At 70.3% G+C, this 19,933-nt stretch carries 19 protein-coding genes; 11 read left to right on the top strand and 8 right to left on the bottom strand.

Annotated elements, in window-relative coordinates:
- Window positions 1-8: 8 nt before the first annotated feature.
- The gene (locus tag ACWDTS_RS08140; protein WP_450117933.1) at window positions 9-1,499 is read right to left on the bottom strand and encodes a phospho-sugar mutase; all 1,491 of its coding nucleotides are present in this window, start codon (window positions 1,497-1,499) and stop codon (window positions 9-11) included.
- Entirely contained in the window at window positions 1,496-2,308 is an 813-nt protein-coding gene (locus ACWDTS_RS08135) for a purine-nucleoside phosphorylase (RefSeq protein ID WP_450117932.1), read from the bottom strand. Before ACWDTS_RS08135 ends, ACWDTS_RS08140 begins: the two co-directional genes overlap by 4 nt.
- A 66-nt stretch (window positions 2,309-2,374) precedes the next feature.
- Here ACWDTS_RS08135 and ACWDTS_RS08130 point away from each other — a divergent pair, with 66 nt between their 5' ends.
- From ACWDTS_RS08130 to ACWDTS_RS08105, 6 genes are all read left to right on the top strand, one after another.
- Entirely contained in the window at window positions 2,375-3,073 is a 699-nt protein-coding gene (locus ACWDTS_RS08130) for an enoyl-CoA hydratase/isomerase family protein (RefSeq protein WP_197253854.1), read from the top strand.
- 38 nt (window positions 3,074-3,111) lie between these two features.
- Window positions 3,112-4,272, top strand: coding sequence for a M20 family metallopeptidase (locus tag ACWDTS_RS08125; RefSeq protein ID WP_450117931.1), 1,161 nt, complete (start codon window positions 3,112-3,114; stop codon window positions 4,270-4,272).
- The gene (locus ACWDTS_RS08120; RefSeq protein ID WP_197253849.1) at window positions 4,269-5,426 is read left to right on the top strand and encodes a M20 family metallopeptidase; all 1,158 of its coding nucleotides are present in this window, start codon (window positions 4,269-4,271) and stop codon (window positions 5,424-5,426) included. Before ACWDTS_RS08125 ends, ACWDTS_RS08120 begins: the two co-directional genes overlap by 4 nt.
- A 75-nt stretch (window positions 5,427-5,501) precedes the next feature.
- On the top strand, window positions 5,502-6,539 hold the full coding sequence (locus ACWDTS_RS08115; RefSeq protein ID WP_450117930.1) for an iron ABC transporter substrate-binding protein: 1,038 nt from the start codon (window positions 5,502-5,504) through the stop codon (window positions 6,537-6,539).
- Window positions 6,540-6,643: 104 nt separating this feature from the next.
- A complete protein-coding gene (locus ACWDTS_RS08110; protein ID WP_450117963.1) occupies window positions 6,644-8,098 on the top strand; it encodes an ABC transporter permease in 1,455 nt (484 codons plus the stop codon).
- Entirely contained in the window at window positions 8,095-9,126 is a 1,032-nt protein-coding gene (locus ACWDTS_RS08105) for an ABC transporter ATP-binding protein (protein ID WP_450108656.1), read from the top strand. Before ACWDTS_RS08110 ends, ACWDTS_RS08105 begins: the two co-directional genes overlap by 4 nt.
- Window positions 9,127-9,156: 30 nt before the next feature.
- Here ACWDTS_RS08105 and ACWDTS_RS08100 read toward each other — a convergent pair whose 3' ends face one another.
- Window positions 9,157-9,627, bottom strand: coding sequence for a gamma-glutamylcyclotransferase (locus ACWDTS_RS08100; protein WP_197253847.1), 471 nt, complete (start codon window positions 9,625-9,627; stop codon window positions 9,157-9,159).
- A gap of 178 nt (window positions 9,628-9,805) precedes the next feature.
- On the opposite strand from ACWDTS_RS08100, the gene ACWDTS_RS08095 reads away from it, so the two are divergent.
- Window positions 9,806-11,203, top strand: a complete 1,398-nt coding sequence (locus ACWDTS_RS08095; protein WP_450108655.1) for an NAD(P)H-quinone dehydrogenase — start codon at window positions 9,806-9,808, stop codon at window positions 11,201-11,203.
- A gap of 186 nt (window positions 11,204-11,389) precedes the next feature.
- On the top strand, window positions 11,390-12,601 hold the full coding sequence (locus ACWDTS_RS08090; protein WP_450117929.1) for an aminotransferase-like domain-containing protein: 1,212 nt from the start codon (window positions 11,390-11,392) through the stop codon (window positions 12,599-12,601).
- On the opposite strand, the gene glpK is transcribed toward ACWDTS_RS08090, so the two are convergent.
- A complete protein-coding gene (gene glpK / locus ACWDTS_RS08085; protein WP_450117928.1) occupies window positions 12,586-14,100 on the bottom strand; it encodes a glycerol kinase GlpK in 1,515 nt (504 codons plus the stop codon). The two genes, ACWDTS_RS08090 and glpK, sit on opposite strands and share 16 nt — an antisense overlap.
- A gap of 109 nt (window positions 14,101-14,209) precedes the next feature.
- Between glpK and glpD the strand changes: the two genes are divergently transcribed.
- The gene (gene glpD / locus ACWDTS_RS08080; protein ID WP_450108652.1) at window positions 14,210-15,943 is read left to right on the top strand and encodes a glycerol-3-phosphate dehydrogenase; all 1,734 of its coding nucleotides are present in this window, start codon (window positions 14,210-14,212) and stop codon (window positions 15,941-15,943) included.
- 43 nt (window positions 15,944-15,986) lie between these two features.
- Here the strand turns inward: glpD and ACWDTS_RS08075 are convergent, their stop codons facing one another.
- From ACWDTS_RS08075 to ACWDTS_RS08065, 3 genes are all read right to left on the bottom strand, one after another.
- Window positions 15,987-16,535, bottom strand: a complete 549-nt coding sequence (locus tag ACWDTS_RS08075) for a hypothetical protein (protein ID WP_450117927.1) — start codon at window positions 16,533-16,535, stop codon at window positions 15,987-15,989.
- A 53-nt stretch (window positions 16,536-16,588) separates the two neighbouring features.
- Complete coding sequence (locus tag ACWDTS_RS08070; RefSeq protein WP_450117926.1) at window positions 16,589-17,125, bottom strand: hypothetical protein; 537 nt, start codon at window positions 17,123-17,125, stop codon at window positions 16,589-16,591.
- Window positions 17,126-17,211: 86 nt separating this feature from the next.
- The gene (locus tag ACWDTS_RS08065; protein ID WP_450108649.1) at window positions 17,212-18,159 is read right to left on the bottom strand and encodes an oxygenase MpaB family protein; all 948 of its coding nucleotides are present in this window, start codon (window positions 18,157-18,159) and stop codon (window positions 17,212-17,214) included.
- A 50-nt stretch (window positions 18,160-18,209) separates the two neighbouring features.
- Between ACWDTS_RS08065 and ACWDTS_RS08060 the strand changes: the two genes are divergently transcribed.
- Window positions 18,210-18,803, top strand: a complete 594-nt coding sequence (locus tag ACWDTS_RS08060) for a TetR/AcrR family transcriptional regulator (protein ID WP_450117925.1) — start codon at window positions 18,210-18,212, stop codon at window positions 18,801-18,803.
- A 71-nt stretch (window positions 18,804-18,874) separates the two neighbouring features.
- The gene (locus ACWDTS_RS08055; RefSeq protein WP_450117924.1) at window positions 18,875-19,132 is read left to right on the top strand and encodes a DUF7218 family protein; all 258 of its coding nucleotides are present in this window, start codon (window positions 18,875-18,877) and stop codon (window positions 19,130-19,132) included.
- A gap of 9 nt (window positions 19,133-19,141) precedes the next feature.
- Here the strand turns inward: ACWDTS_RS08055 and ACWDTS_RS08050 are convergent, their stop codons facing one another.
- Window positions 19,142-19,933, bottom strand: a complete 792-nt coding sequence (locus tag ACWDTS_RS08050) for a DNA-formamidopyrimidine glycosylase family protein (RefSeq protein ID WP_450108646.1) — start codon at window positions 19,931-19,933, stop codon at window positions 19,142-19,144.

Genomic DNA, 19,933 nt, shown 5'->3' with positions numbered 1-19,933 from the left:
ACCCAGGCTCAATCGGCCATCCCGGAAGCCCACACGCGCAGCGCCGCCAGCTTGTTGGTGGCGCTGCCGTGGTTTCCGTCCACCGCGACCGCCTGCAGGTAGCACTTGAGTTTCGGTTCGGTGCCGGACGGCCGGACGACGACGCGGACCGACGCGCCCTCGAACACGAGCGCGTCGGTCCGCAGTCGTGTCTCCGCCCGGGCGAGATCGGTCACGGTGACCGCCTCACCCGCGAGTTCGTCCGGTGGTGTGGCCCGCAGTGAGGCCATGAGGCGGTCGATCCGCGTGAGGTCGGCGACCCGGATCGAGACCTGATCGGTGAGGTGCACGCCGAACTCGTCGTACAGATCGTCGAGCGCGTCGAGCAGCGTGCGACCCCCCGCCTTCAGGTCCGCCACATAATCCGCGACCACGACCGCCGTCGCGATGCCGTCCTTGTCGCGCACCGCATCCGGGTCGACGCAGTGACCGATCGCCTCCTCGTACGCGTAGACCAGACCCTCCCCGGCGCGGGCCAGCCACTTGAAACCGGTGAGGGTCTGCGCGAAGCGGGCGCCGCGCGCGGCGGCGACCTTCCCCAGCAGCGTGGACGACACGATCGTGGTCGCCACCAGCGATCCCGGGTGAGCTCCCGCGAGAATGCGCTCGCCGAGTAACACGCCGGTTTCGTCGCCGCGCAGCATCCGCCAGCCCTCGACGGCGGGCCGTCGCGAGTCGCTGCCCGCCGGCACCCCTACCGCGCAGCGGTCGGCGTCCGGATCGAACGCAAGTGCGACGTCCGCGCCGACCTCCTCTGCGAGCGCGAGCAGCGCGTCGGTGGCACCGGGTTCCTCGGGGTTCGGGAACGCCACGGTGGGGAACGCCGGGTCCGGCGCGAACTGGGATGCGACGACGTGCACGTCGGTGAATCCGGCCTGCCGCAACGCCGCGACCGCGGTCTCGCCGCCGACGCCGTGCAGCGCGGTGAGTGCGATCCGCACGTTCCGGTGTGGCGACCGCGGCAGTGTCGCGACCCGCGCGAGGTATCTCTCGACGAGGTCGCCGCCCGAGGGTTTCACGGGCGTACGAGGCACCACGCCGCCGACCGCGTCGATCGCCGCTTCGATCTCGCGGTCCGCGGGGGAGACCAGCTGGGCACCGCCGGTGACATACACCTTGTAGCCGTTGTCGGCGGCGGGATTGTGCGACGCGGTGATCTGCACCCCGGCGACGGCACCGAGCGCGCGCACCGCGAACGCGGTGACCGGCGTCGGCAGCGGGCGGGGGAGCGCGACCACGTCGAATCCTGCCGCGGCGAGCACCTCCGTTGCCGCGGTGAAGAATTCGGCGGATCCCGTGCGGGCGTCGCGGCCGACGACGACGGTACCGCCGCCGTGCCCCTGCGCGTCGAGCCAGGCCGCGAGCCCGGCGGTCGTGCGCTCGACGACCGGCACGTTCATGCAGTCCGGGCCGTCGCCGACCGGTCCCCGCAATCCCGCGGTCCCGAAGCGCAGGCTCACAGCCGCGCCGCCAGTTCGCGCAGCAGATCGCCCATGCGGCGGGCCGCGGCCTGCCCTGCGGTCAGGACCTCGGCGTGGTCGAGGTGCTCACCGGTGACGCCCGCGGCCGCGTTGGTCACGAGCGAGATGCCGAGCACGCGTGCTCCCGCGGCGCGCGCGGCGATCGTCTCGTGCACCGTGGACATGCCGACGAGGTCGGCGCCGAGGGTGCGCAGCATCCGGATCTCGGCCGGCGTCTCGTAGTGCGGGCCGGGCAGACCCGCGTACACGCCCTCCGCGAGCGAGGGGTCGATCTCGCGGGCGAGGCTGCGCAGGTCGGCGGAGTAGGCGTCGACGAGATCGACGAACTGGGCGCCGACCAGCGGCGACCGGCCGGTGAGATTGAGGTGGTCGGAGATGAGCACGGGTTCGCCGACCTTCAGGTCCGGGCGGATGCCACCGGCGGCGTTGGTGAGAATCACGGTGCGGGCGCCGGCCGCGACGGCGGTGCGCACAGGATGCACGACGCGGCTGAGGTCGTGGCCCTCGTAGGCGTGGATGCGCCCGGCCAGCAACAGCACCGGGGTCCGTCCGACGGTCACCGAATGGACGGTTCCGGGATGACCGGCCGCGGTCGGCGGGGTGAAGCCGGGCAGGTCGTTCATGGGTACGTCCGCGACGGTCGGCCCGAACCGTTCGACGGCGGCGCGCCAGCCCGAGCCGAGCACCACGGCGACCGGGTGGGCGGCCACCCCGGTGCGCTCGGCGAGGACGGCGGCGGCGCGTCCGGCTTCGGCGGGGGGATCGAGGATGGCGTCGGCTGCTCCCATGGCGCATGACCCTAGTGCCAACCTGCTTGTTACTCGCGAGTAGCTATTGGGTCTATCCTCGTGTCCATGCCTTATCTCGAACGTGACGGCGACGTCTTCGTCCTGTACCTCGGCGACCGGGACCGGGAGGTCGACGAGAACCGCTTCCATCCCGACCGGCTGGCCGAGATCGGCGCGCTGCTCGACGAGGTGGAGGCGCACGACGGTCCCGCCGCGCTCGTGACCGCCGCGACCGGAAAATTCTGGAGCAACGGCCTCGACACCGACTGGATCTTCGGAAATCTGCCCGACCTGCCCGGCTATCTCGACACCGTGCACGCGCTGTACGTGCGGATGCTGACCTTCCCCGCCGCGACCGTCGCCGCGATCCAGGGCCATGCGTTCGGCGCCGGCGCGATGCTCGCCCTCACCCACGACTTCGCGGTGATGCGTGCCGACCGCGGCTTCTGGTGCCTGCCCGAGGTGCAGCTCGGTATGCCGTTCACCGTCGGCATGTCCGCGCTGCTGCGCACCCGGCTGACCCCCGCCACCGCGGTCGAGGCCGTCACCACGAGCCGCCGTTACGGAGGCTCCGACGCGCTGGCCGCCGGGATCGTCGCCCAGGCCGTCGACGGGGACGCGGTCCTGGCCGCGGCGGTCGAGCGGGCGGCGGGACTGACCTCGACCCGTGGCGCGAACCTCGGCGTCGTCAAACGGGGCCTGCACGCGCCCCTCGTCGCCGCACTCGAGACGAAGACCGACGAGTCGAACTTCCGCTTCGGCTGACCGTTGGACCGGGCGGTCGGCATGACAGACTGGACGATGTGACGACCGAAGCGGACAGGGTGATCGAGGCGGCGTCCGACGAGCTCATCGCCCTCTCGCATTCGATCCACGCGGAACCGGAACTCGCGTTCGACGAGCACCGCAGTGCCACAAAGGTCGTCGAGGTCCTGCGCGCCGCGGGGTTCGAGATCCGCACGGGGATCGCCGATCTCCCGACCGCGTTCGACGCCCGTTTCGGCAGCGGCGAACTCGTCGTCGGGATCTGCGCCGAGTACGACGCGCTGCCCGGAATCGGTCACGCCTGCGGGCACAACATCATCGCCGCCGCTGCCGTCGGTGCCGGTCTCGGTCTCGCGTCCGTCGCCGATGCCCTGGGAGTCACCGTGCGGGTCATCGGAACCCCCGCCGAGGAGACCGGCGGGGGCAAGGTGCTCATGCTCGAGCGCGGCGTGTTCGACGACGTCGCCGCGGCGATGATGGTGCATCCGGGCCCCTTCGACATCACCGGTGCGACCTCCCTCGCGTTGGCGGACATCGCCGTCAGCTACGAAGGACGCGAGGCGCACGCGTCGGCGGCACCCGAGTACGGACGCAACGCCGCCGACGCCGCGACCGTCGCCCAGGTCGCGATCGGGTTGCTGCGTCAGCACCTCCTGCCGGGCCAGCAGATCCACGGCATCGTCAGCGACGGCGGCACGGCCCCGAACATCGTGCCCGCGCACACCGAGCTGCTGTACTACCTGCGCGCGACGACCGCGGAGTCGCTCGCCGACCTGTCCGAACGGGCCGGGAACTGCTTCGCGGCAGGGGCGCTCGCCGCCGGCTGCACCCACCGGATCCGGACGGTGTCGCCCACCTACACCGAACTCACTCCCGACCCGTGGCTCGTACAGGCATATCGTGAGGTGATCATCGGCATGGGACGGGCGCCGCTGCCCGTCGAAGAGGAAGGATCGCGCCCGCTGGGCAGCACGGACATGGGAAACGTGACGAATGTTGTGCCGGGTATCCATCCGGTCATCGGACTCGATTCGGGTGGTGCGGTCACGCACCAGGCTGCTTTCGCGGCGGCGTGTATCACCGAGTCCGCGGATCGGGCGGTGCTCGACGGAGCCCGGGCGCTCGCGGCGACCGCGGCCCGCGTCGCGTCCGATGCCGGTCAGCGTGATCGCCTCCTCGAAGGGGTCGCGCGCCGATGAACCCCTATGTCGAGAAGTGGCTCGGTGACCACACCCAGGACCTCACCGCATGGCGTCGCCACATCCATGCGAACCCCGAACTGGCCCGCCAGGAGTACGCGACGACCGAGTTCGTCGCGGGGCACCTGTCCGCGGCCGGGCTCGAACCGAAGGTGCTGCCTCGCGGGACCGGCGTGATCTGCGATCTCGGGCCCACCACGGGACCGCGTATCGCCTTGCGCGCCGACATGGACGCCCTGCCGATGCAGGAGCTGACCGGACTGCCGTTCGCGTCCTCGGTCCCCGGTGTTTCGCACGCGTGCGGTCACGACGCCCACACCGCCGTCCTGCTCGGCACCGGACTCGCACTGGCCGAGGTCCCCGAGCTGCCCGTCGGCGTCCGGCTGGTGTTCCAGCCCGCCGAGGAAGTCATGCCGGGCGGTGCCCTGGACGTCGTCGCGGCCGGCGGTCTCGACGGGGTGTCCCGGATCTTCGCGCTGCACTGCGATCCGCGCCTCGAAGCGGGGAAGGTCGGGATGCGGGTCGGTGCGATCACCTCCGCCGCCGACACCGTCGAACTGGTGCTGGATTCGCCCGGTGGCCACACTTCGCGCCCGCACCTGACCGGCGATCTGGTCTACGGGCTCGGCACCGTCATCACCGGACTGCCCGGCATGCTCAGCCGCCGTATCGATCCCCGAACCGGCACCGTCATGGTCTGGGGTGCGGTCAGCGCGGGCAAGGCGCCGAACGCGATTCCGCGGACCGGGATGCTCGCCGGCACCGTGCGTACCGGCGACCACGAGACGTGGGAACTGCTCGAACCCATGGTGCGCGAGGTCGTCCACGGTCTGCTCGCACCGACCGGGGTCAGCTACGAGCTGGACTATCGCCGGGGTGTGCCCCCGGTCGTCAACGACGAGGTCTCGGCGCGCATGTTCGAGGCCGCGATCCGGGCCACCGACCCGGACGCCCTGGCCGACACACCGCAATCCGGTGGCGGCGAGGACTTCTCGTGGTACCTCGAGCAGATCCCCGGGGCGATGGGCCGGCTCGGTGTGGGATTCGGGACCGGACCGGCGCTCGACATCCATCAGCCCACGTTCGACCTCGACGAGCGGGCGCTGCCGGTGGGAGTGCGGGTGATGACCAACCTCGTGCTCGGCGCAGGGTGAAACGGCCGGATGAGCTTAGCCTGACCTGAACCTGTAGGTTTCCTGTGAGTGACAGCTCACAACAGGAGGTCCGGGATGCACGTTCGACGCAGACTTGCCGCAGCCTTGACGGCCGGCGCGCTGGTGTCCGTACTCGCCGCCTGCGGCAGCGACAGCGCGTCCGACGAGTCCGGGGAGGACAGCGGCGCGCTGACGTTGTACTCGGGCCGCAGCGAGAACCTGGTCGCACCGCTCATCGATCGGCTCGAGGACACGCTCGGGTTCCCGATCGAGGTCGTCTACGGCGGCACCCCGGAGATCACCGGCAAACTCATCGAGGAGGGCGATTCCTCACCCGCCGACGTCGTGTTCAGTCAGGACGCCGGTGCACTCGGTCTCCTCGATCAGGCGGGGATGCTCGAGGTGCTGCCCGCCTCGGTGACCGATCCGGTCCCGCCCTACTACCGGGCCGAGGACGGCACCTGGGTCGCGACCTCCGCCCGGGCCCGTGTGCTCGTCTACAACGACGAGAAGGTGCAGCCGCAGGATCTGCCCACCGGAATCGACGATCTGCTCGACCCGAAGTGGAAGGGGCAGATCGGTTTCGCCCCGACGAACGCGTCGTTCCAGTCCTTCGTGACGGGCCTGCGCGTGTCGCGCGGCGAGGACGGTGCCCGGCAGTGGCTCGAGGCGTTCAAGGCGAACGAGCCCGTCGCGTTCGAAGGCAACGGCCCGCTCATGGAGGGCGTCGACAGCGGCCAGGTGAGCCTCGGGCTGACCAACCACTACTACTGGTACGGGCTGGCCGAGGAGAAGGGCGCCGAGAACCTCGCCGTTCAGGTCCACTACTTCCGTCCCGGCGACCCGGGAGCACTCGTGAACATCGCCGGCGCCGGTGTCCTGGCGACCACCGATCAGCCGGAACAGGCCCAGCAGTTCGTCGCGGCGCTGCTCTCGCCCGAGTCGCAGACCTACTTCGCGGACGAGACGTCCGAGTACCCGATCGTGGTCGGTGTCGAGACGAAGGACGAACTCCGTCCGATCACCGAGATCGGCACCTCGGACATCGAACTCGCCGAACTCGCGTCGGTCGAGCAGACCCAGTCGCTGCTGCAGGATCTGGGCTTCATCTGATCACGCTCACCGCTCCGCTCCGCACCCGGCGCGGCCGGCCGGTACTGGCCCTGGCCGCGCTGGGTGTGGCCGTGTTCGCGCTTGCTCCGGTCGTCCACCTGGTGATGCGGGCCTTCGCCGACGGCCCGGACCGGGTGTGGTCGCTGATCTTTCGTCAGCGCACCCTCGACCTGATCTGGCGCAGCGGCGTTCTCGCGCTGACGGTCACCGTCGCATGCCTCGTCGTCGGGCTCGCCGCCGCGTGGCTCACCACCCGCACCGACCTGCCCGGCCGCCGGTGGTTCGCGCTCGCTCTCAGTGTGCCGCTGGCGATCCCGTCGTACGTGTCGGGCTTCGTGTGGATCGCCCAGTTCCCCGCGCTCGAGGGATTCGTCGGCGCCGCGCTCGTACTGACCTGCGCGTCCTTCCCCTACGTGTACCTGCCGGTGGCGGCGGCCCTCGTGTCGATCGATCCGGGACTGGAGGAGGTCGCCCGCACCCTGGGCCGATCCCGCCTCCGCACCACGGTGACGGTGACGCTGCGGCAGGTGTGGCCCACCGCCGCCGCCGGTGGGCTGCTCGTCGCGCTGTACACGCTCAGCGACTTCGGGGCGGTCGCGCTCATGCGTTACGAGGCGTTCACCCTTGCGATCTACGGCAGCTACCGCGGTCTGCTCGATCGCACCCCGGCCGCTGTGTTCGGCCTGATCCTGGTGGCGCTCGCCGTGATCCTCACCGTCGCCGAACGCGGGGTGCGGCGCGGCGCGACCGCCCGCGTCGGCTCCGGGGCGGCCCGCACTCCGGGGCGGGTGCTGCTCGGGACCGGACGGTTGCCGGCGATCGGGTTCCTCGTCGCGGCCCTCGCCGTCTCCGTGGGAGTCCCGGTGGCCGGGCTGGCCCGGTGGCTGTGGAGATCGCAGCAGGCGTCGGTCGACTGGTCCGCCATCTGGACCGCGACCACCTACACCCTGTGGGTCGCCGCGCTCGGTGCGTTGCTGACCACCGCGCTGGCCCTGCCGGTCGGCGTGTTCGCGGCCCGCTCGACGTCGCCGCTGGCCCGGTTCACCGAGAGCGCCGCCTACGTCGGCTTCGCGCTGCCCGGCATCACCGTCGGCCTGGCACTCGTGTTCTTCGGCATCCGGCTGCTGCCGCAGTGGTACCAGCACACCCCGATGCTGCTCGTGGCCTACGCCGTGCTGTTCCTGCCCCTCGCCGTGGGATCCATCCATGCCGCGGTCGCCGCGATCCCGCCCGGCCTCGAGGACGCGTCGGCGACGCTCGGCAGCGGCCGGTTCCTCACGGGTCTGCGCGTGACGATTCCGCTCGCCGCACCGGGGGTCGTCGCCGGATGCGCGCTGGCGTTCCTCACCATCGCGAAGGAACTGCCCGCGACGCTGCTGCTCGTCCCGATCGGGCACGAGACCCTGGCCACCGGCATGTGGAAGCACACCGAAACGCTCGAATACGGTTCGGCAGCGCCGTATGCGGTGATCCTCGTGCTCATCGCGGCGCTGCCGTCGCTGATCCTGGGCCGGCTGCTGCGCGGTCGTGTCGATGCCGAAAGTGGTGGTGAGGAGTGAACGGACTGACCGTCGACGCGGTGTGTGCCCGGTACGGGCGCGCCGAGGTCGTCACCGACGTGTCCGTCGAGGTTCCGCGGGGCGACCTGCTCGCCGTGCTCGGCCCGTCGGGTGGTGGCAAGACCACGTTGTTGCGGGTGATCGCGGGCCTGCATCCGGCGAGTGCCGGCCGGGTCGTCGCGGACGGCAGGTCCGTGACGGACCTGCCCCCGGAGCGCCGCGGGGTGGGCCTGGTCCCGCAGGAGGGTGCGCTGTTCCCGCACCTCGACGTCGCCCGGAACATCGGCTACGGCCTGACCCGACCCACCTGGGACTCGCGGGTCCGGCAGCGGGCCGCGCGGGGCCGGCGCGTCGAGGAACTCCTCGAGCTGATCGGGCTGGCGGGCATGGGCCGGCGGAAGCCCGGCCAGTTGTCCGGCGGCCAGCAGCAGCGGGTCGCGCTGGCCCGGGCGCTCGCACCGCGACCGGCGGTGGTGCTGCTCGACGAGCCGTTCAGCGCGCTCGACGCGGGCCTGCGGTCCAGCCTGCGCGCCGACGTGCGTGTCCTGCTGCGGGAACAGCAGGTCGCGTCGGTGCTGGTGACACACGATCAGGCCGAGGCCCTCGCGATCGCGGACCGGGTCGCGATCATGCTCGACGGCCGGTTCGCCCAGGTCGGGACGCCGGAGGAGGTGTACCGGACGCCCGTGTCCGTCGCGGTCGGGGAGTTCGTGGGTGAGGCGATCGTGCTCGACGCCGAGGCGGACGGCGACCATGCCCACACGCCGGTCGGAAAGGTGCAGCTCACCGCGCCGGGACGTGGCACCGGCCGGATTCTGGTGCGACCCGAGCAGATCGCCGTCGAGGCGGCGGTGGGGGAGTCGTCGTTCACGGTCCGCGACATGGCCTTCGGTGGTGCGCACAGCGAGGTGCGGGTCGACGGACCCGGCATCACGATCCGCTCACTGCGCGGCGACGTCGACGACCTGCGCCCTGGGGACGCGGTGTCGGTCCGGGTGTGTCTGCCGGTCCCGTTCTACGCGGACTGACGGACCCCGGGCCCGACGGAACCTCGGCCCTCAGAACGCGTCGGGCCGGCCGGGTCCGACGTTGCGGCTGTTGCGGGTCCGCAGGTCCATCACGTAGTCGGAGGGGGCGCCCGCGATCTCCGCGGCATCGGCCATGACCCCGAGGTAGCGGGCGGACGGCAGGCCGCCCTCGTACGCGTCCACGACGTACAGCCACGCGAGAACCGGCCCGTCGGCGGTGTCCACACGCACCCGGATCTTGCGGTGGACGCCCAGTTCGGAGCCCTCCCAGCGGTCCAGGCTGCGCTCGTCCTCGTCCGGCACGTCGTAGAGCACCACGAAGACCTTCGAGTCCTCGTCCTCGACGACGGTCGCGAGGGCGCCCTCCCACCCGAGGTCTGCGCCGCTGAACGTCAACCGCCAGCCGTGCAACCACCCGGTACCGGCCATCGGCGAGTGCGGGCAGCGCTGCAACATCTGCTCCGGATGCATGTTGGACCCGTAGGCGGCGTAGATCGGCACGTGCCTAAGGCTAATCGGTCACCGCCCGACGCAGGATTCGGGGCACTTGTCGCCGAGTCCGCGCGTCCGTATGCGCTGCCCGCGCCCGGTGGCATAGCGTTTATGAGGGCGAAGCGGTGACCCTGCACGCCCGGAAACCGGCCCGAGGACCATCTCGGAATCGATACAGAGGAGAAAAATGACCCGGATCGTGATCATCGGCGGTGGGCCTGCGGGCTACGAGGCTGCGCTGGTGGCGGCCCAGTACGGCGCGACGGTGTCACTGATCGATTCGGACGGGATCGGCGGCGCCTGTGTGCTGTTCGACTGTGTGCCGTCGAAGACCTTCATCGCGTCGACCGGGGTGCGCACCGACATGCGCCGCGCCGCGGATCTCGGCATCGAGCTCGAACGTGCCGCCGTGTCGCTACCGCAGGTCCATGCCCGCGTCAAGGGCCTCGCCCGTGCCCAGTCCGCCGACATCCGCACCAAGCTCGAGGCCGCCGGTGTGTCGATCTACTCGGGGCACGGCGAACTCATCGACCGCGAGGTCGGCATGGCGGCCCACCAGGTCCGCGCGAACCTGTTCACCGGCGACGAGAGGGTGCTCGACGCCGACGTCGTTCTCATCGCGACCGGCGCGAGCCCCCGTGTGCTGCCCGGCGCGGTGCCGGACGGCGAGCGCATCCTCACCTGGCGTCAGCTCTACGACCTCGACAAGCTGCCCGAGCACCTGGTCGTCGTCGGGTCCGGTGTCACCGGCGCCGAGTTCGTTTCCGCGTACACCGAAGTCGGCGTGCAGGTCACCCTGGTGTCGAGCCGTGACCGTGTGCTGCCGCACGAGGACGAGGATGCGGCGCTCGTGCTCGAGGACGCGTTCGCCGAGCGCGGTGTCACCCTCGTCAAGCACGCTCGCGCGGACGTGGTCGAACGCACCGGGGACGGGGTGCGCGTGCTGCTCGCCGACGGCCGGATCGTCGAGGGCAGCCACGCTCTCATGACCGTCGGTTCGATTCCCAACACGTCCGGTCTCGGCCTCGAGAAGATCGGGCTCGAGCTCGATCGCGGCGGCTACATCCCGGTCGACCGCGTGTCGCGCACTGCGGTGCCGGGCGTCTACGCCGCGGGTGACTGCACCGGTCTGCTGCCGCTCGCGTCGGTCGCCGCGATGCAGGGTCGCATCGCGATGTACCACGCGCTCGGTGAAGGCGTGAGCCCCATCAAGCTCAAAACCGTTGCGTCCGCGGTGTTCACGCGCCCGGAGATCGCCACGGTCGGTGTCAGCCAGGCCGCGATCGACAACGGCGAGGTCCCGGCGCGGACCGTGATGCTGCCGCTGAACACCAACCCGCGCGCGAAGATGGCGGGACTCAAGCGCGGTTTCGTGAAGATCTTCTGCCGTCCCGCGACCGGCGTGGTCATCGGTGGTGTCGTGGTCGCGTCGACGGCGTCGGAGCTGATCCTGCCGATCGCGATCGCCGTCCAGAACAACCTGTCGGTCAACGATCTCGCGGCCACCTTCTCGGTGTACCCGTCGCTGAGCGGGTCGATCACGGAGGCGGCGCGGCAGCTCATGCGGCACGACGATCTCGACTGATCGAGTCTCGCTCGACGGTGGCGCGTTTCACGATGTGAGACGGCGAGTTCACATGGTGGTGCCGTGATGAGGTAAGCTCTTCCCGGGTCGGTCGTACCCACGACCGCTCGTCACGGCATCCCTCCGCCCGCAGATCCGGACGCTCGGTGCTGCTTCGCTCACCACCCCTCTGCTCGTGGAGTACCCATGACACGTATCCGCGCCCGCCGTCTGGACGGGTTGACCAGTTCCGCCATCCGAGATCTGCTCGAAGTCACCGCCCGTCCCGAGGTGATCAGCCTCGCCGGCGGCCTGCCCGCCGCCGAACTGCTGCCCACCGCGCGGCTCGCCGAGGCCGCCGCGTCCGCGCTCGCCGATCCCGCGACCGCCCAGTACACCGAGACCTGCGGGCTCGGGGACCTGCGCACGGTGATCGCCGCCCGCGAGAGCGGCCGCCTCGGCCGCACGGTGGATCCGCAGCAGGTCGTCGTCACCCACGGTTCGCAGCAGGCCCTGAGCCTGATCGCGCAGGCGCTGCTCGACCCGGGCGATCTCGTCGTCGTCGAGGAACCCGCGTATACCGGGGCGCTGCAGGTGTTCCGGGCCGCCGAGGCCACCCTCGCCTCTGTCCCCGTCGACGACGACGGCCTCGACACCGATGCACTCGAGGAACTGCTCGCGCGCGGCGCGCGGCCGGTGCTCGTGCACACCGTCGCCACCTTCCACAATCCGCGCGGGGCGGTTCTGTCGGCGCCGCGGCGGGCGCACCTCGCGGCACTCGCCGATCGCTACGGATTCCGCATCGTCGAGGACGATCCGTACGGCGACCTGTGGTTCGGTACACCGCCTCCGGCACCGGTCGCCTCCCACACGGACCGGGTGATCCGGCTGTCGAGCGCGTCGAAGATCATCGCCCCCGCGCTGCGGGTCGGCTGGCTGCTCGCCGACCGCGACGTGTGCGCGTCCGTGGAACTGCTCAAGCAGGGCGCGGATCTGTGCGGATCGTCGCTGACCCAGCGGATCGCCGCGGATCTGCTCGCCGACACCGCCTGGCTCGACGTCCATCTGACGACCCTGCGCGCCACCTACGGTGCCCGCGCGCACGCACTGGCCGCCGCTCTCACGGCCGAATTCGGTCCGGACGTGACGTATTCGCCGGTGCGCGGCGGCATGTTCACCTGGTCGTCGCTGCCCACCGCGGTTCCGGCCGCCGAATTGCTCCCTGTCGCAGCGGATCTCGGTGTCGCCTTCGTTCCGGGTGATGCGTTCGCGGTGGCAGGCGACCACACGCACTCCGTGAGGCTGTGTTTCGCCACCTCCGCGGAGGACGAACTCGCCGAGGCCGTCCGGCGCCTGGGCGCGGCGGTGCGGACCGCCGAGGGCGCCCGCCCGCCGGCCCGGGCTCAGGCCCAGTCGTAGGTTCGTTCGACCGCCTTGTTCCACTCGCCGTACAGCCGCTCGCGTTCCGTCTCGTCGAGTGCGGGCTCCCAGGTGTCGCCGACCGCCCAGTTACGGCGGATGTCGTCCTCGCCCTCCCAGAATCCGACGGCGAGACCGGCCGCGTAGGCCGCGCCGAGCGCGGTGGTCTCCGCGACCACCGGACGCACCACCGGCACCCCGAGGATGTCGGCTTGGAACTGCATCAGGGTGCGGTTGACGACCATGCCGCCGTCCACCTTGAGGGTGCTCAGATCGACCCCGGAATCCGCGCGCATCGCCTCGATGACCTCGCGGGTCTGGTACGCGGTCGCCTCCAGGGCGGCACGCGCCAGGTGGCCCTTGTTGACGAACCGGGTCAGACCCGCGATGACGCCGCGGGCGTCAGGGCGCCAGCGAGGCGCGAACAGCCCGGAGAACGCCGGCACGAAGTAGGCGCCGCCGTTGTCGGGGACGGTCGCGGCGAGGTCCTCGATCTCCGCTGCGGAGCGGATGATTCCGAGATTGTCGCGCAGCCACTGCACGAGCGATCCGGTCACCGCGACGGATCCTTCGAGCGCGTACACCGCCGGAGCGTCACCGATCCGGTAGCAGACCGTCGTGAGCAGGCCGTGCTCGCTGCGCACCGGCGTAGTGCCGGTGTTGAGCAGCAGGAAGTTTCCGGTGCCGTAGGTGTTCTTCGCCTCGCCGGGCGACAGGCACGCCTGCCCGAAGGTGGCGGCCTGCTGGTCGCCGAGGATGCCCGCGACCGGAACCCCCGCGAGCGGACCGCGCTCGCGTGCGTAGCCGTACACCTCGGACGAACTGCGGATCTCGGGCAGCATCGACATCGGGATCCCGAAGTCCGCGCAGATCTGCGGATCCCATTGCAGCGTCCGGAGATTCATCAGCATCGTGCGCGAGGCGTTGGTGACGTCGGTGACGTGCACACCCGGTTCCTGCGTGCCGTTGCCGACGCCGCCGGTCAGATTCCACACGATCCAGCTGTCCACGGTGCCGAACGCCAGCTGCCCGGCCTCCGCCTTCTCCCGGGCGCCTTCGACGTTGTCGAGGATCCAGCGCACCTTCGGGCCCGAAAAGTACGTCGACAGAGGCAGTCCCGTCGCCTCGCGGTACCGGTCGACGCCGGCGTCCCCGGCGAGTTCGCCGATGAGCCGATCCGTGCGGGTGTCCTGCCACACGATCGCGTTGTACACCGGCTTGCCGGTGGTGCGGTCCCACACCACGGCGGTCTCACGCTGATTCGTGATGCCGATCGCGACGATCGCTCCGCGCGGCAGGTCGGCCTTCGCCAGCGCCAGGGCCGCGACCTCGCGGGTGTTCGTCCACAGCGTCTCCGGGTCGTGTTCGACCCATCCCGAGCGCGGGAAGATCTGCTCGTGCTCGGTCTGCGCGACCGAGACGATACGGCCGTCGTGGTCGAACACGATGCAGCGGCTCGACGTGGTGCCCTGGTCGATCGCGGCGATGTACTGGTTCACGGCGTCCTCGCTCGAATCGGTGGTCTGAAGGTTGCGTCCTGGTCAGCGGTACGAATCGAAAACTACTAGCCTGGGTCCGGATACGTCGACGAGGCACAGGAGTGGCGCGGTGACCAACCAAGCGGGTGTGCAGATCCTCGGGCCCGAGCAGCGCCGCGAGGCGTGGCAGCGACTGGGTTCCGAACAGTTCGATGTGGTCGTCATCGGTGGCGGCGTGGTCGGTGCCGGTGCCGCACTGGACGCCGCGACCCGCGGGTTGCGGGTCGCCCTCGTCGAGGCACGGGATTTCGCCTCGGGCACCTCGAGCCGGTCGTCGAAGATGTTCCACGGCGGGCTGCGCTATCTCGAACAGCTCGAGTTCGGTCTGGTCCGGGAAGCGCTGCGCGAGCGGGAACTGTCGCTGACGACGCTCGCCCCCCACCTGGTCAAGCCACTCGAGTTCCTGTTCCCGCTCACCCACCGGGTCTGGGAACGGCCGTACATCGCCGCCGGGATCTTCCTCTACGACCGGATGGGCGGGGCGAAGTCCGTACCCGCGCAGAAACACCTGACCCGGTCGGGGGCACTGCGCATGGCGCCGGGTCTCAAGCGGTCGTCGCTCATCGGCGGGATCCGCTACTACGACACGGTCGTCGACGACGCCCGGCACACGATGACGGTGGCGCGGACGGCGGCGCACTACGGCGCGGTCGTGCGCACGTCGACGCAGGTCGTCGGGTTCCTGCGGGAAGCGGACCGGGTGTCGGGTGTACAGGTGCGCGACTCCGAGGACGGAACCGTCACCGAGGTCAAGGCACACGTGGTGATCAACGCGACGGGGGTGTGGACCGACGAGATCCAGGCGCTGTCGCGGCAACGCGGCCGGTTCCGGGTGCGTGCCTCGAAGGGCGTGCACATCGTGGTGCCCCGCGACCGCATCGTCGCCGACTCCGCGATCATCCTGCGCACCGAGAAGTCGGTGCTGTTCGTCATCCCGTGGGGCAACCACTGGATCATCGGCACCACCGACACCGACTGGAATCTCGATCTCGCGCACCCCGCGGCGACGAAGGCCGACATCGATTACATCCTCGACCACGTCAACGAGGTGCTCGTCACCCCGCTCACCCCCGAGGACATCGACGGGGTGTACGCGGGTCTGCGTCCGCTGCTCGCGGGGGAGAGCGACGAGACCTCGAAACTGTCCCGCGAGCACGCGGTCGCGCGCGTGGCGCCCGGGCTGGTGGCGATCGCCGGCGGCAAGTACACCACCTACCGCGTCATGGCCGAGGACGCCGTCGATCTGGCCGCCGAGGACATTCCGTCGCGCATCGCGCCGTCGATCACCGAGAAGGTGCCGCTGGTGGGCGCCGACGGGTACTTCGCGCTCGTGAACCAGACGATGCACCTCGCCGAGCAGTACCGGGTGCACCCGTACCGGATCAAGCACCTGCTCGACCGGTACGGCTCGCTCCTCGAGGAGGTGCTCGCCTACGCCGACGGCAAACCCGAACTGCTGCAACCTCTCACCGATGCGCCGCAGTACCTTCAGGTCGAGGTCGCCTACGGGGCCGCCGCCGAAGGCGCGCTGCACCTCGAGGACCTGCTCGCGCGGCGCACCCGGATCGCCATCGAGTATCCGCACCGCGGGGTGCACTGCGCCGAGCAGGTCGCGCGTCTCGTCGCCCCGATCCTGGGCTGGGATGCGGAGGCGGTGGAGCGGGAGATCAATACGTACCGCGCACGGGTCGACGCCGAGATCCGGTCGCAGAGCCGACCCGACGACGAGTCCGCGGACGCGTTGCGCGCGGCGGCACCCGAGGCCCGCGCCGAGATCCTCGAACCGGTGCCGGTCTGGGGCTGACCACCCGGGAACCATCGCGCCGGCCGGGAACCGCGCGGCCCGCTCACAGCTCGGCGAGCAGGTCCTTCCAGAACGCCTTCACATCGTCCGCGGAATCCGGGGACGGAAGCCGGTTGTGGGCGACCGCGATCCGGCTCCTGCCGGGGCCGCTCTCACCGATGGTGACCTCGACGCGGGTGCCGTCGTCGAGCGCGCAGCGCCAGTATCGCCACTTCGGCGTCGTGGAGGTCGTCGGGTCGTCGGCGAGATCCCGGTCGGCGAGGCGGGTACGGCCGCCGACCAGAGCGGTCCACGCCGCGAGCGCGTCGTCCGGTGATCCGTCGACGGTGCGGCTCGCGGCGGCGGAGAAGGTTCCGTCCGACTGCTGGCCGGGAACGCGCCGGCCGATGTGCTGTTCGTAGGCGACGGTGACGGACTGGGCCCACCATCCCGCGTTCGCGACGCCGAGCGAATCGAGTTCACGTTGCACGTGCGGGGCGATGTCCCGGTGATCCAGGTCGGCTGCGCCGAGTTCGTCGAGCCAGCGGACCCACTGTTCCCACGGCCGGGAGGTGCTGCGCTCGATGGCGGTGACGTCGGCGGGCGCGGTCATGCTCCGACACTAGTCCCGGTACGGCCCGGGATCCCGCATTCGGCGGTCCCGGATCAGTGGGTGAGCAGGACCTTCGTGAGCACGACCGACAAGGCGACCAGCATGATGACCGCGGCACTCGTGAGCCAGCCCTTGCTGGGACGTTTGCCGTTGAGTCTGCCGATGACGAGGACGATGCCGCCGATCCGCACGAGCACCGCGATCTCGGCGAGCAGCTGCGCGGTGTGCGGCTCGAGCCAGCCGATCCATCCGATCGCCAGGATCACGCACGGCATCACCGCCGAACTGAGGATCGGTACCGAGTTGCGGACCTCGGCCCGGCGCTCGGCAGCGGTCAGCTGCGCACCCTCCCGGACACTGTGCCCGACCGCCTCGGCGAAGACGTGGGCGACGAACGTCGACAACGTGGTGCCGAGGACGATCGCGATGCCGACGTACTTGTCTTCGGTCACCACCGGCACGAGCGCCGCCAGCACCAGGATGTTGCCGTAGATGTAGGCACTGATGCGGCTGGCGGCGTTGCTCCGGTCGAGCGGCTGACTCCGCGAGAACAGGGGACCGTGCAGCACGGCGTGGGCATCGACCTTCATGCACACAAGGGTGGCATGCGATGACCGCGTCTGCGTGCTTCTGTGTCGTCTGTGGGGCGTCGTCTGTGGGTCGTCGTCTGTGGTTGTCACCGGCTTTCGTGTGCGGGAACCTTCGGGCTGTAGTGGATGGGCAGGTCGCGGCGGTCGAGCGGCGGCAGGTTCCGTGCCGGGGTGTGCACAAGCGGCGCATCGCCCGGGATCCGGCCGGCTTCACGGTCCCACCCGGCGCGGGCCCGCGGATGGTAGCGATAACGCCACGGCACGAGCCGGGTACCGAGACCGATCGCCCGCCCGATCACCCGGTGGAGGCGCTCCTCGGGGCGTGACCACGAGAAGCCGAGCAGGTCGCGCACGGGCTGGTCGTAGAGGCCGACGGTCAGCCACAGGAATCCGCGGGTGACGACCGGACGCACGCCTCGCCAGATCGGATCCGGGAACCACCGGAGGAACGGCGGCCGGTCGAGCTGCGACAGGTCGAGGACGTCCCGGGTGGCCTTGTTGTCCTCGAGAACGTTCCGGCACATGTGGTCCCAGTACTCGAGGAACGCCTCCCACGACTCGGGGACCGGGCGCATCGACATCCCGTAGAGGCGGTACCACTGCACGTGTTCGTCGAACAGCCGGTGCTTGTCGGCGAGTGACAGCGGGCCGTCGAACCATTCGATCGACACGACCAGGCTGTAGAAGAAGGTGGCGTGTGCCCAGTAGAACGTGTCCGGGTCCAGCGCGTGGTACTTGCGGCCGCGGGCGTCGACGCCCTTGATGGTGTCGTGGTATCCGCGCACCTGGCGTGCGGTCTCGGCGGCACGGGGTCCGTCGAACACGACGCCGTAGATCGGATACAGCGATCGGTACAACCGTTCCCAGCGTTCGTCGAAGAACTTCGAATGCTGTTCGACGCCGGCGCCGAGGCCCGGATGCATGTTCTGCATCGACCCGGCCCACGGCCCGAACAGCATGCCGCGCCACCCGCCGAAGTACTTCCAGGTGAGCGAATCCGGCCCGAGTGGCACCGAGGAGTTCTGACTACGCATGTTGTCAGAGTAGAATTCCGGCGCGCAGGGGTCAACGACAGGATCGAGCCGTGGAACCAACGCGCCGCAGTTGGGCGGGCACCGCCCTCGAGGAGCGTCGGCGCGTGAGACGCGAGGCCCTTCTGGAGGCCGGAATAGAGCTGCTCGGGGCCGTCGACCGGTCGGCCTCGAACGTGCGGGCGGTGTGCCGCGCCGCCGGACTCACCGAACGATACTTCTACGAAAGCTTCGGCGACCGGGACAAGTTCGTCCGTGCCGTTTACGACGAGGTCGGCGACCGCGCGCGCACGGCACTGATCGAAGCAGTCGCCGGAGCGCCCCCGAACAAGCGCGCGGACGCCGCCGTGCGCGTGTTCGTCGAGCTGATGGTCGATCAGCCCGCCATGGGGCGGGTACTGCTGCTCGCGCCGCTGCGTGAACCGGCGATCGGCACCAGCGGCGTCGAACTGGCGCCTCAGTTCGTGACACTCGTGCGGGAGCAGCTCCCCATCGAGGACCCGGAGAAACGGCACATGGTCGCGGTCGGGCTGGTCGGTGCGCTGACCAGCCTGTTCATGGGCTACCTCGAAGGCACGATCGTCGTGCCCCGAGAAACGCTCGTGCAGCACTGCGTCGAACTCGTCGAGCGCGCCGGAAGCGGTTGATCCTGCACCTGGGGAACACGGTTGCACGGCCTCCAGGATGGGTATCCCTCACCCGACGAAGGGAGAATGCGATGCCGAACCCCTCGATCAAGGACGAGAAACTCTACGAGGAGCTTCGTGACGACGGTGCTTCGAAGGAGAAGGCCGCGCGAATCGCGAATGCCGCCGCCTCGCGCGGACGGTCGTCGGTGGGGCACAAGGGCGGCAAGTCCGGTTCGTACGAGGACTGGACCGTCGCGGAACTGAAGAAGCGCGCCAAGGAGATCGGGCTCAGCGGATACTCGTCGAAGCGCAAGGATGAGCTGATCGAGGCCTTGCGCAATCACTGAGGTGCGCGATCACCGATCCGTGCCTCGCTGACAGCGCGGGCAGTGGTAGAAGATCCGCTCCGGGTCGTTCGCGGCGCCCAGCGTGCCGGACACGACCGTGCCGCCGCAGCGGAGGCACGGTCGTCCGGCCCGCCCGTACACCCACAGGTTCCGGCCCGGACGGCGGTCGCCGGTCGTGATGCGCACGGCGCGGTCGCGGTTGGCGACGAGCAGCCTGTGTGCCAGATCCACCCACGCGGCGACGTCGCCGGCGTCGGCGACGGGCACTGCGGGATGCACCCCGCGCAGGAAACACAGTTCGCTGCGGTACACGTTCCCGACACCGGCGAGGACCCGCTGATCGAGCAACGCCAGTCCGATGGGCCGAGCAGGATCGCGTGCGAGATTGGCGGCTGCCGGAGCCGGATCCCACGACGGGCCGAGCAGATCCGGGCCCAGATGCCCGATGGCATCGGACTCGCGGTCGCGAGGAAGGACCTCGACGATCCCGAGGTCGAAACCCACCGCCTGCACATCGGCGGTCTCGAGAACCAGGCGCGCACGGAAACCGGGTTTGCGCCAGCGGGCGCCGCGGGCGTAGATCTGCCATTCGCCGTCCATCATCAGGTGCGTGTGCACCGTGTGCTCGGGCAACCGCGTCAGGATGTGCTTACCGTACGCGACGGTGCCGGTCACCTCCGCGCCGGACAGATCCACGGTGGCGTAGCGCGGAACCCGGAAGTCGGAGCGCGTCAACGTCTTTCCCGTCAGCGCCGCGTGCAGCCGCGCCGCGGTCCGGAACACGGTGTCGCCCTCGGGCAT

The sequence above is a fragment of the Rhodococcus sp. NPDC003383 genome, assembly GCF_053589115.1.
Note: the sequence above shows the minus strand (reverse complement) of the source record. Positions and strands in the feature narration are given on the sequence as shown.